Below are 9,823 nucleotides of genomic sequence, written 5' to 3'. Positions count from 1 at the left end.
GCAATCGCATCTTGACTCGAGCTGGCTAGTTTGCGCACCTTACGGCCAAACACCAGCATAGGCACTAACACTAAGGGGACACACGCCACCACCACTAAGGTCAGTTTTAAATTGGTGAACAGTAACATCGCCAAGCCGCCAATTAGCATCAGCGCACTGCGCAGTGCCATAGAAAAAGAAGAGCCAATAATAGATTGCAGCAAGGTGGTGTCGGTGGTCAGTCGCGACATTAATTCGCCACTGCGGTTTTCTTCAAAGTAACTAGGGTGCAGGGTAACAATGCGGTTAAACACCGCTTTACGAATATCGTTACTGACGCGCTCGCCAATCCACGACATTAAATAAAAGCGGCTAAAGGTGCCCACCGCTAATAAGCTAATTAAGCCAATAAGTACCAACACAGCTTGCTGTAGCTGAGCTTGCGAGCCGGCAATAAAACCATGGTCAATGACAAATTTAACCCCTTGACCCAATGACAGGTTAACCCCAGCAGTAACGAGTAATGCAATGAGCGCCGCAGTCACCACGCCTTTATAAGGTTTAATAAAAGTAAAGATAGGAATTAAACTACTAAAGGCGGCCTTTTCGGGCTTAGGCGTTGTTTTTGACATAGTGGATTCTTTTTAAAGGTTAAGGTATAGATATGGCACTAAGATAATAAAAATCAATAGTGTTAAAATCATCAATAAGGAAAGGTTATGACTACAGCAACCGTAAGTGGAGAATTTAATGTAAACCTAGCCCCAATAGAAGGCTACGCAAGCGGCCAAAATGGCATTAACTTAGGCCGCATGTCGATAGATAAAACATTTAATGGCGCGCTTAGTGCTACCAGCCAAGGGGAAATGCTAAGTGCCATGACGCCCACGCAAGGCAGTGCGGGTTATGTTGCAATAGAACAAGTGATAGGCGAGCTTGCAGGCAAAAAAGGCAGCTTTGTTCTGCAGCACTTTGGCACTATGGATAAAGGCAAAGACAGTTTAATATTAACCGTTATTCCCGACTCAGGCACCGGCGAGCTGATGGGGTTAACGGGCAGTATGAAAATTCGCGTAGAGCAAGGTATTCATTATTACGATTTTGACTACAGCTTATAAACTGGATGATAGCTAATGCAAAAAATAGTTGAATTTAAAAAGCGCGGCTTTTTTAGTCACGGCATAGATGTAGATGCATTGAACACGCGTATCTATCAATTAAACTAACAAGGCTGGCGAGTTATAAACGTTACCACGGCAACGGGCTTTCAAGGGCAGATAACGGCGTATGCGTTGTTAATAGAAAACAATGAATTAGAAGGGTAGTGAATGCTTTTATCGGTGTGGTTGAGTTTAGCAGTTGTGTGCATGATGGGCGCGATGTCGCCAGGGCCTAGTTTGGCGGTGGTATTAAAGCATACCTTAAGTGGTGGCATGAAAAATGGCATGCTGGCGGCATTAAGTCATGGCCTAGGCGTGGGGTTGTATGCAGCGGCATCCTTACTTGGGTTAGGGGCGTTGATGCTGCAGTTTCCTACTGTTTATCAAATGTTGGTGTATTTAGGGGCTGCCTATTTAGCGTATTTAGGGATTAAAATTTTACTCGCTAAAGCGCACGGTAGTGAACTGCAAGTGCAGCACAGTGAGGTAAGTAGTAAAACCGCCTTGCAAGATGGCTTTGCTATTGCGTTTTTGAACCCTAAGTTGGCGATTTTCTTTTTAGCATTATTTTCGCAGTTTATTGACCCAGAAAACTTAACCTTAAGCATAGGGATAATTATGTGCCTAACGGTGCTGGTTATTGATACTGGCTGGTACTTGCTGGTGGCATTACTGACCGAGGTGTCTAAAAACCGCTTTGGTTTTAACCAGCAAAATGTCTGGCTTGATAAGTTATTAGGTGCGGTATTTATTGCGCTGGCTATTCGCGTGGTGGTGAGCTTGTAGTCATTGTTTTTACTCAGCGAACATAACAAAAGCCGAACATTAATTGCTCGGCTTTTTTAATGATGCATACGTTAAAACTGATAGCTTACAGATAGCATGGTGGTTGCAATATTATCGCTATCGACAATTGGTGAATCTTCAATATCAGTGTCTAGCTGAGTATATTTAACAAGGCCATTCAGGTGCCAATTTTTATTCAGTTGATAACGTAATAGCAGCCCCGCATTATAATTCACGGTTGAACCGAGTTGGTAGGGCGCATAGCTAGTTGATTCGCCAGCGGCTACACCGTAATAGTAATTCGATACTTTACTGCTATTAATCACCACGCCTATAAACGGGGTAAGTATTAACTCTTTGCTGAAGATTATGCTGTAGTTGTAGTCACCATTAAACTTCAGGCCATCGCTGTGGCCTAGTATATCATGCGTTACACTTGCATTGAGGCGGCCAAAATTTGCGGCGTAACTTACTTTCGTTCCCGCGTATAATGACATTTTGCGCTCATTAAGTGCTTTTATGGCAGGGTTGTCGGAGTCGGATGAGTCAAAAAACTGCCCCGGTGCTAACGTGGCAGACCAGCTAAAGCCGTGTTGTTGTAGTAATGTATAGTCGAGTGTGTAGCCACGTAGCGTTAGCTTTTCACCTTGGTAGTTCACCATAGGTAACGCCATCACTTTCGTGTCGGTATTAGCATAGGGCGAATCAACGGCAATCACGCCGCCCGCCACAGACCATGGCGAGTCAGCATAAGCAGCTGAGGTGGTAACAAGTAAGGTGCTGAGCAATATGGGTAATGGTTGTTTCATGTTTTAGTAGCTATAAAGTTGTATCGTAATTTAATAAGCAAGTTTAACGGTAATCGAAAACCAGTGTTGTAAGTTACTGTATGAAAGTTTGTCGTAATGTAAAGATGATAAGTGAATTGGTTACGTATATGCCTGCGCTGATGCAACGCAGCAGCGATAGCTGCTTGGGTGTGGTTGCATTTAAACCAAGCTCGGCGAGCGCACTCACTGTTCACCTGACAATGAGTGCTTAGTGGTAATACGTCACCCGCTGATGGTTAAAACGCCTTACATATTTCTTCAGCCGTACAGGTGATCACAGTGACATTTTCGTAGCCAACCCGCGTTAGTGCTTCGGCGCCTAAGGTGGCGCGAGCAGCACTGGCGCAGTGTAAGTAAATCGGCCGTGAGGCGTCTTTTTCCAGCTCCATTAATTTCATTTCCAGTAAGCCACGCGGAATGTTGATTGCTCCATGCGCTGCTTTCGCGGCATGTTCAGCCGGTTCGCGTACATCAATGAGTAACCCTTTATTGCTTGCAAGCTCTTGTTTTGCTTGTTGGGCGTCAATACGGCGCTGGTTAGGGATAATGGTTTTTAATAAGTCGGGAATTGGGGTAAGCATAAGTTATTCCTTAAAGCCAAGTTTACGTAATAAGGTGATCATTGGGCACCAATTGGTCACAGCCGATTGCATCAAATTCAGTGCAATAAAGCCAGTAAAGTATATCCATCTTGGGTCATGCAAAAGCTGCAATAAAATAGATAGCCCAATCATACACCCTGCAATGAGTCGTAATGCATTATTTAGTTTCATCGTTAGTTACTACTTAGTGAATAGTATAGTTACTATATTAGATTTTTATACATTAGCAAGATCTAATATTGGACGTGACTATTATCGTCATCTATACTAATGCATAAATTAAGTATTAGAGCACCGTATGAATATCGATTTTACTGCCATGACTGCCAATGTAGAGCAAGCCGAGCAGCTATTAAAAATTTTAGCTAATAAAAATCGTTTGATGATTTTATGTTCGCTGCAAAACAGCGAAATGAGCGTATCGCAGCTGAATGAAGCAGTACCGCTGGCACAGTCAGCGCTATCTCAGCACTTGGCCGCTTTGCGTAAAGCTAACATCGTGGCGACGCGTCGCGAAAGCCAAACCATTTATTATCGAGTTATTAATGACGACGCTGTTACTTTGTTGGCAACGTTATATGGGTTGTTTTGTAAGGAATAACACATGAATATGATTGATCACGCTATAACACGTAGTTTGCAAGGTCGCCTTCCAATTATTATTTTTGTGTTGTCGGTGCTATGTGGGTTATTTGCTTTGCAACAAACTCCGCGCGAGGAAGAACCACAAATAGTGGTGCCTATGCTCGACATTTACGTATCAGCACCCAATGTAGAAGCCCCCGAAGTGGCGCGCTTAGTCACTGAGCCTTTAGAAAAGCTACTGGCGCAGCTCGGTGGGGTAAAACACATATATTCAACCACACAAAGTAGCGCTGCAGTGGTGACATTACGCTTTGAAGTAGGGCACGACCGCGCACAAGCGATACTTGATACCTACGCGAAGCTTTATAGCTATCAACACACTATGAGCCCGGTTATTAACAGTTGGCAAATACGCCCCGTAGAAGTCAACGATGTGCCTATTGTGATGTTGGGGCTCTATAGCACAGACGCTCAGCTTTATAGTGATTATGAATTAACGCGCTTTGCTAACGAAATAGCCAGTAGTTTACAGCGCATCGCAGACACCAGCGAAGTAAAGGTCATTGCTGGGCGTAACCGTGCCATTACCGTTAATTTGAATGCCACTGCATTGGCGGCGCACCAAACAACCTTAAATGATGTGTATTATGCGCTTAGCGTCTCTAACCAACTGGCCGAAGTAGGCAATGTAGTGAATGCCCAGCAGCAAATAACTTTGCAAGCGGGTGATGTTTTAAGAACTAAAGCGGCGGTTGAGCAGCTCGTTGTTAATGTGGTTAATGGTAAAAGTGTTTATTTAACCGATGTTGCTCAAGTTAGTGATGGCCCCGCTGAAGCGCAAAACTATCAATGGCTGGCGCAGTCAAATGAGCAGCAACATTACCCTATGGTCACGCTGAGTGTTGCCAAACAAGCAGGCACTAACGCAGTTGCGGTGGCAACTGATGTGCATCGCATGATGGCCGAGCTAAAAACAACGTTACTGCCACCAGAAATAAGCTACTCAGTACTGCGTGATTATGGCCAAACCGCCGACGAAAAAGTGAATAACTTAACCTCAAGCTTAGTGTTTGCGGTATTTACTGTGGTGATCTTTGTTGGGGTGTTTTTAGGGTGGCGTCCAGCTATTGTGGTTGGACTTGCCGTGCCCATTTGTTATGGCATTACCCTTTCACTGGATTTTGCGTTTGGTTACACCATTAACCGCGTGACCTTATTTGCGTTAATTTTATCGTTAGGCTTGTTGGTTGACGATCCGATCACAGGTATCGATAACATTAGCCGCTTCATCAATAACAAAGGTAATAAAAAACAGCAGATAGTCGCTGCCATGAGCGAGATTCGTGTTGCACTGCTGATGTCGACTTTAACAATTATGGTGGCGTTTATTCCGCTGGCCTTTATTACTGGCATGATGGGGCCGTATATGGCGCCCATGGCATTTAACGTTCCTGTGAGTGTAATGGTATCTACCTTAGTGGCGTTTTTGGTCACCCCGTGGCTGGCAATGAAGTTACTAAAACCAAACACGGATACAGTGCAGGTAACGAGTAATAAGCCCAGTATATACCAGCGTTTACTGTCACCGTTATTGGCTTCAAAGTCACGGGCTAAATGGGTACTGTGGATCACCCTAGGGTTATTTATTATTAGTGCCATGTTGCCGGTCATGCGATTAGTGCCGCTAAAGTTGTTGCCGTTTGATAATAAAAGTGAGCTGCAAGTACTGATTGATATGCCAGAGGGCACCAATTTAGAACAAACAGCCGCGTTTACTCGACAAGTGCAAACGCTCACGTGGCAATTAACCGAGGTGAGTGAAATAGCGGCGTATGTAGGCCAGCCCTCTAGTATGGATTTTAATGGCATGGTGCGTGGTTATTATCGACGAGAAGCCGCTAACTTAGCAGAGCTCAGAGTGTTATTGCTAGATAAAACAGCACGCGAGCATCAATCACACGCTGTGGTCATGCGCTTGCGTAAACAGTTAGCGCCATTAGTAAAAAATGGCATTGTGATTAAAGTGGTTGAAGTGCCACCAGGTCCGCCGGTATTAAGTACTTTAGTGGCCGAGGTGTATCGAGATACCTTTGTTGATCGGCAAACGCATTATTTAGCTGCAGAGCAAGTGGCAACGCGTTTAAAGCAAGAGCCGCATGTGGTAGAGGTTGATACGTCTATGACCGCCCCTGCGCCGTTGCTGCGTTTTATTAGTGATAAAACCAAAGCCGCGCAAAGTGCTATTGCTACCGAAAATATCACGCAAACACTGAGTATTGCTTCACAAGGGCAAACCGTAGGGCAGCTCTATGTGAGTAACGAAACACAGCCGGTGCCAATAAAACTGCAGCTTGCGTATAGCGAGCGCAATCAGCTAACGCAATTACTCGCATTACAACTAAGAGGCGACAGAGAGCTGGCTAAAAGTGCCAATAAATTTGGCTTAAGCAGTGCGCCGCGGCCTTTAGTTGCGCTTTCTGAGCTGGGTGAATTTACGCAATTAACGGTAGCGCCAACGATTATGCGAAAAGATCAGCGCGAAGTGATTTATGTAATGGCTGAACTCAATGGCAGAACGCCGGCGGCAATCATTGCCGATGTAAGCGCTGATTTAAATGCTTCCCCCAGCGAGTTTGTAAAAACACCTTGGTTAGCGCGGCACTTTTTTAATAATGGTGGCACCGCACCTTGGCAATTACCACACGGCACCCAGGCCAGCTTTAGCGGTGAAGGGGAATGGCGTATTACCATCGATGTATTTAGAGATATGGGCATCGCGTTTGCATTTGCGCTAAGTGCCATTTTTATTATTTTACGCATTCAAACACGCTCGGTGAGCTTATCGCTTATTATTATGTCGGCGATCCCACTGACCGTGATTGGCATCATGCCCGGCTTTTGGTTGCTGAATCAATTTGGTGAGCGCAGCATTGGCGGCGCGCCCGAGCCGGTGTTATTTACCGCCACAGCCATGATAGGGATGATTGCACTGGCCGGTATAGTGGTGCGTAATTCACTTATTTTAGTTGAATTTATTAACCAAGCGCGTGCTCAAGGCATGGCAATAAAAGCAGCATTAATTGCTGCGGGAACGGTTCGTATGCGTCCCGTATTACTCACCGCAGGCACCACTTTATTAGGAAACTTAGTGATCACCCTAGATCCGGTATTTAGTGGTTTAGCCATCGCGATTATTTTTGGCATTGTGGCTTCTACATTGTTTTCGTTATTTGTAGTGCCACTTGTTTATTACTTAGTGTTTGCAAACACAGAAAATAGCGTGGGAGAAGCGCATGCAGGGTAAATCAAAACTAGTTGGCTCGTTACTCGCGTTATGCGTGGTGATTGTTGCCGTGTTGTATATGGCGGGGAGTTTTTCTGATAAACAAGCCGCTGGATTAAAAGCGGCCAAGGCTAATGACTACCAAGGTCAGCGGGTGAGCGTTGAGCTACAACAGATAGCGCGTAGCGAATGGGTACCGGGCAGTATTATTGCGAAACAAAACACGCAAATTTCATCGCGGGTTATGGCGCAAATTGAGCGTTTAAATGTTCGCGCAGGGGATAAAGTAAACCAAGGTGATTTACTCGTTAGCTTGCAACAAGATGACTTTAAAGCGCAATTAGCACAAAGTGACGCGCAAATTAATGCAATTCAAGCCTCGTTAACGCAAGCGCAAAAGCAGCTCACGCGTATTGAAAGTATTTATGCGCAAGGCTTAGTGTCGTTAAGTGAGTTAGATAACGCCAGAGCGAACTTTGACAGTTTATCGGCTAATTTAATTGCCGCTAAGCAGCAACATACTCAAGCTAAGGTGGCGCTGGGGTATACCCGTATTACGGCGCCCATTTCAGGGGTTGTGGTAGAGCGCTTAGTTGAGCCCGGCGATACCGTTACGCCGGGGCAGGCGTTAATAGGGCTTTATAATCCGCAGCAGCTGCAAGTTGAATTTAATGTGCGTGAATCGCAAGCGGTTAAATTGCAGCTAGGGCAACGCTTAACAATAAAATTGCCAGCGCTTAATTTAACAAAAGCAGCCACGGTGGCCGAAATTGTACCGGTTGCCGATAGTAATGCGCGTAGTTTATTAATTCGCTTAGATTTTGATGCGTCTGCAGGGGTGATGCCCGGCTTGTATGCGCAATTAGCCTTACCCTTAGCCAATGAACAAGGGGTTTTGGTAGAGCGCAACTGGGTGCATGAATTTGGCCAGTTAAATATGGTGTATGTAATTAATAGTGACAATGCACAAATAGAGCGCCGCTTTGTGCGTTTAGGTGACATGATTGGCACTAAGCAACACGTTATTGCTGGACTGAATCCCGGCGATACCTTGGCGGTCGATTATATTGCTAACTAACAGCGGCCGCTATTTGTTGTAGCTCAGCAGCAGCGGTATACACTAGCTTGCCTGGTAACACTAAACACAGTATTAAATAATGATGCTAATTTTAGCATCATTATTTATATAACACAGAGGCAGCTAGCCTTCATATTCGCTACTCAGCGCGGGATTACTCGTAGCGCAAGGCATCTATTGGGTTGAGCCGAGCGGCTTTAATTGCAGGGGCTAAGCCAAACACGATACCTATTAATGAAGTAAAACCAAACGACAGCATTACCGCCCACGCCGGAATATACGCATCGGGCATACTTGGCACCATAAACGCAATAAGCGCCGCCGCACCATAGCCAATAGCTAATCCAATTAAACCACCAAATAGCGACAGCACCACCGCTTCAACTAAAAACTGCAGCATAATAAAGCCCGGCGTAGCGCCGAGTGCTTTGAGTGTGCCAATCACCCGAGTACGTTCCGTTACCGACACTAACATAATGTTCATTACGCCTATGCCACCCACTAATAAGCTAATGCCGACAATACCGGCGGTGATGGCTGTAGCACTGCCGGTAAATTTATCTACTTGGGCGCGCGCTTTTTCGGCGGTTTCAAATTCAAAGTCATTGTCGTCACCGTCTTTGAGTTTATGGAGCTGGCGTAAGATACGGGTAATTTTTGCTAGGACCTGTTCTTCGTTAGCGCTGTCTTTAAGCCGAAACATAATTTGCACATTACTTTGTGTATTGCCTCCCTCTAGTGCACTCATGGTGCTAATAGGAATATTAATATAATCGTCTTGATCAAAACCTAAAAAGCTGCCTTGTTTTTCGGCCACGCCGATAATACGAAACCATTCACCGCCTAGTTTAATGTACTCGCCTACCGGGTTCTTTGGCAGGTTTAGCTTTTCAATAATGGAAGGACCAATAAATGCTACGCGACGACGTTTTTCATCGTCTTCAGCGCGAATAAAGCGCCCCAACTCGGGGTAAGTGCGGTACGCTTTTTGGTAGTCTTGCTCGGTACCCATCACCCGCGATGAGTGGCTTTTATTGCCATACTCGGCGCCGCCGGAAAAACGCCAGGTAAACATCAGCGCAGTGAGTGTTTCGGCTTCTTTTACTCGCGCTTTTAGGGTTAAAAAATCGTCGTAGCTGAGCTTGGCATTTTTACCCACCATTTCCAGCTCAATACTGGTATAAGGTTTTATAGTGGTGACGTCTGGCGACATATCGGCGAGCTGATCATTTATTTGCTTGGTAAACCCTTGCATCACGGCGACCACAGTAACGACTGCAGCCACACCAATAATAATGCCTAAACAGGTAAGGGCTGAGCGCATGGCATTGGCTTTAATTGCCGAAAATGCGGCTTTGCTGCCTTCCATCGTAGCCAGAGCAAACTTAAACATGTGGTTTTTCTCCTTGGCCTTTACTCACATCGCTGACAACCTTGCCATCCACTAGACGAATAACTCGCTGGCAATGGTCGGCAATTTCTTGCTCATGGGTCACTAAAATAATGGTGTGCCCTTCGTT

Annotated in this window: 10 protein-coding genes and 1 pseudogene; 5 read left to right on the top strand and 6 right to left on the bottom strand. The window is 45.3% G+C overall.

Going from position 1 to position 9,823, the window contains the following annotated elements:
* Positions 1-611, bottom strand: a 611-nt coding sequence (locus ABYB02_RS11195; RefSeq protein WP_372762541.1) for an ABC transporter transmembrane domain-containing protein, incomplete at its 3' end; no start/stop codon positions are given.
* A gap of 87 nt (positions 612-698) precedes the next feature.
* Between ABYB02_RS11195 and ABYB02_RS11190 the strand changes: the two genes are divergently transcribed.
* The gene (locus ABYB02_RS11190) at positions 699-1,097 is read left to right on the top strand and encodes a DUF3224 domain-containing protein (RefSeq protein WP_372762540.1); all 399 of its coding nucleotides are present in this window, start codon (positions 699-701) and stop codon (positions 1,095-1,097) included.
* 210 nt (positions 1,098-1,307) lie between these two features.
* Positions 1,308-1,925, top strand: coding sequence for a LysE family translocator (locus ABYB02_RS11185; protein ID WP_372762539.1), 618 nt, complete (start codon positions 1,308-1,310; stop codon positions 1,923-1,925).
* Between the two features lie 71 nt (positions 1,926-1,996).
* Here ABYB02_RS11185 and ABYB02_RS11180 read toward each other — a convergent pair whose 3' ends face one another.
* From ABYB02_RS11180 to ABYB02_RS11170, 3 genes are all read right to left on the bottom strand, one after another.
* Positions 1,997-2,734 carry a MipA/OmpV family protein gene (locus ABYB02_RS11180; RefSeq protein WP_372762538.1) on the bottom strand — a complete coding sequence of 246 codons (738 nt, stop codon included), beginning with the start codon at positions 2,732-2,734 and terminating at the stop codon, positions 1,997-1,999.
* 257 nt (positions 2,735-2,991) lie between these two features.
* Positions 2,992-3,336, bottom strand: a complete 345-nt coding sequence (locus tag ABYB02_RS11175) for a rhodanese-like domain-containing protein (protein ID WP_372762537.1) — start codon at positions 3,334-3,336, stop codon at positions 2,992-2,994.
* A 3-nt stretch (positions 3,337-3,339) separates the two neighbouring features.
* On the bottom strand, positions 3,340-3,528 hold the full coding sequence (locus ABYB02_RS11170; protein ID WP_372762536.1) for a DUF2892 domain-containing protein: 189 nt from the start codon (positions 3,526-3,528) through the stop codon (positions 3,340-3,342).
* Positions 3,529-3,655: 127 nt separating this feature from the next.
* On the opposite strand from ABYB02_RS11170, the gene ABYB02_RS11165 reads away from it, so the two are divergent.
* Genes ABYB02_RS11165 through ABYB02_RS11155 form a run of 3 tightly spaced genes read left to right on the top strand, consistent with a single transcriptional unit; the run spans position 3,656 to position 8,303 of the window.
* Positions 3,656-3,958, top strand: coding sequence for an ArsR/SmtB family transcription factor (locus tag ABYB02_RS11165; RefSeq protein ID WP_372762535.1), 303 nt, complete (start codon positions 3,656-3,658; stop codon positions 3,956-3,958).
* 3 nt (positions 3,959-3,961) lie between these two features.
* On the top strand, positions 3,962-7,246 hold the full coding sequence (locus tag ABYB02_RS11160) for an efflux RND transporter permease subunit (RefSeq protein WP_372762534.1): 3,285 nt from the start codon (positions 3,962-3,964) through the stop codon (positions 7,244-7,246).
* Positions 7,236-8,303, top strand: a complete 1,068-nt coding sequence (locus tag ABYB02_RS11155) for an efflux RND transporter periplasmic adaptor subunit (protein WP_372762533.1) — start codon at positions 7,236-7,238, stop codon at positions 8,301-8,303. Before ABYB02_RS11160 ends, ABYB02_RS11155 begins: the two co-directional genes overlap by 11 nt.
* A gap of 154 nt (positions 8,304-8,457) precedes the next feature.
* Here the strand turns inward: ABYB02_RS11155 and ABYB02_RS11150 are convergent, their stop codons facing one another.
* Entirely contained in the window at positions 8,458-9,696 is a 1,239-nt protein-coding gene (locus ABYB02_RS11150) for an ABC transporter permease (protein ID WP_372762532.1), read from the bottom strand.
* Positions 9,689-9,823, bottom strand: a pseudogene (locus ABYB02_RS11145) (macrolide ABC transporter ATP-binding protein); the annotation flags it as partial. The pseudogene ABYB02_RS11145 and the gene ABYB02_RS11150, both read right to left, overlap by 8 nt.

The organism is Pseudoalteromonas sp., from assembly GCF_041613455.1.
Lineage (GTDB): Bacteria > Pseudomonadota > Gammaproteobacteria > Enterobacterales > Alteromonadaceae > Pseudoalteromonas.
The sequence above is the reverse complement of the archived record's forward strand: the minus strand, read 5'-3'. Positions and strand labels throughout refer to the sequence as shown.

Coding starts and splice junctions, on each gene's coding strand:
- ABYB02_RS11190 (WP_372762540.1), top strand. CDS start 699: ATGACTACAGCAACCGTAAGTGGAGAATTTAATGTAAACCTAGCCCCA.
- ABYB02_RS11175 (WP_372762537.1), bottom strand. CDS start 3,336: ATGCTTACCCCAATTCCCGACTTATTAAAAACCATTATCCCTAACCAG.
- ABYB02_RS11160 (WP_372762534.1), top strand. CDS start 3,962: ATGAATATGATTGATCACGCTATAACACGTAGTTTGCAAGGTCGCCTT.
- ABYB02_RS11180 (WP_372762538.1), bottom strand. CDS start 2,734: ATGAAACAACCATTACCCATATTGCTCAGCACCTTACTTGTTACCACC.
- ABYB02_RS11170 (WP_372762536.1), bottom strand. CDS start 3,528: ATGAAACTAAATAATGCATTACGACTCATTGCAGGGTGTATGATTGGG.
- ABYB02_RS11185 (WP_372762539.1), top strand. CDS start 1,308: ATGCTTTTATCGGTGTGGTTGAGTTTAGCAGTTGTGTGCATGATGGGC.
- ABYB02_RS11165 (WP_372762535.1), top strand. CDS start 3,656: ATGAATATCGATTTTACTGCCATGACTGCCAATGTAGAGCAAGCCGAG.
- ABYB02_RS11155 (WP_372762533.1), top strand. CDS start 7,236: ATGCAGGGTAAATCAAAACTAGTTGGCTCGTTACTCGCGTTATGCGTG.
- ABYB02_RS11150 (WP_372762532.1), bottom strand. CDS start 9,696: ATGTTTAAGTTTGCTCTGGCTACGATGGAAGGCAGCAAAGCCGCATTT.